At 62.9% G+C, this 945-nt stretch carries 2 protein-coding genes; both read left to right on the top strand.

Features of this window, described 5'->3' with window-relative positions:
• Positions 1-345, top strand: a 345-nt coding sequence (locus tag A3764_RS09115) for a TRAP transporter small permease (RefSeq protein WP_161487488.1), incomplete at its 5' end; no start/stop codon positions are given.
• Between the two features lie 7 nt (positions 346-352).
• The coding region (locus A3764_RS09110) for a TRAP transporter large permease subunit (protein ID WP_150122120.1) at positions 353-945 on the top strand (593 nt) is incomplete at its 3' end.

Genomic DNA, 945 nt, shown 5'->3' with positions numbered 1-945 from the left:
ATCGCGAGTTTCTTCCCGATGTCGCTCAAGCTTGGCGGCCATGCGAAGATCCGCTTTCTCGGCCATGCCTTCGGCCCGAAGGCAGAGAAATGGCTTGAAACCTTCGGGGATCTGCTGGCGGTGCTCTTCTTCGCTGCGCTGACCTGGCAATTTGCCCGCTACACCATCGAATTGGGTCAGTCCGGCGAACGGACATGGATCCTGCAACTCGCCCCCGGGCCCTGGTGGTGGGTCGTCACGGTGCTGTTCGGTGTCTCGACACTGGTTCAGGCGGGGCTTCTCTATCTGCGCGTGATCCGTCCAGCCCCCGTCGACGCGCCGGTTGAACAAACACTGGGAGTGTAGGACCGCCATGGATCCCCTTGCATTGGTCGGCCTCGGCCTTCTGGGCATGTTTGCCCTCATTCTGCTGCACGTTCCCATCGGTATCGCCATGGCGATCTCGGGCAGCGTGGGCTTTGCCGCGCTGGTCGGCATCAAACCGGCACTGAGCCTGCTGGCGACCGAGCCTGCCTCGTCCCTGGCGAGCCTCGACCTGATCGTCATCCCACTGTTTCTCCTGATGGGCAACTTCGCCACCGCCAGCGGGCTTTCGGCGGATATCTATCGCACGGCCTACAGCTTCCTCGGTCATCGGCGCGGTGGACTTGCCTTCGCGACGATCCTCGGCTGCGCCGGGTTCGGCGCGGTCTGCGGTTCGTCGATGGCGACCACGGCGACGATGACGCGCGTTGCGCTGCCCGAAATGATCGACCGGAAGTATGAACAGAGCTTCGCCGCTGGCACCATCGCCGCGGGCGGTACGCTCGGCATGATGATCCCGCCCTCGGTGGTGATGGTGATCTATGCTTTCATGACCGAGCAGTTCGTCATCACCATGTTCGTTGCTGCCGTCATCCCCTCGGTGATCGCGGTCCTGTTCCAGCTTGTCGCGATCACCCTGCA

This window comes from Sulfitobacter sp. HI0129 (genome assembly GCF_001635395.1).
In the GTDB taxonomy this organism is placed as follows: Bacteria; Pseudomonadota; Alphaproteobacteria; order Rhodobacterales; family Rhodobacteraceae; genus Sulfitobacter.
This window is presented reverse-complemented; position numbering and strand designations above follow the sequence as displayed.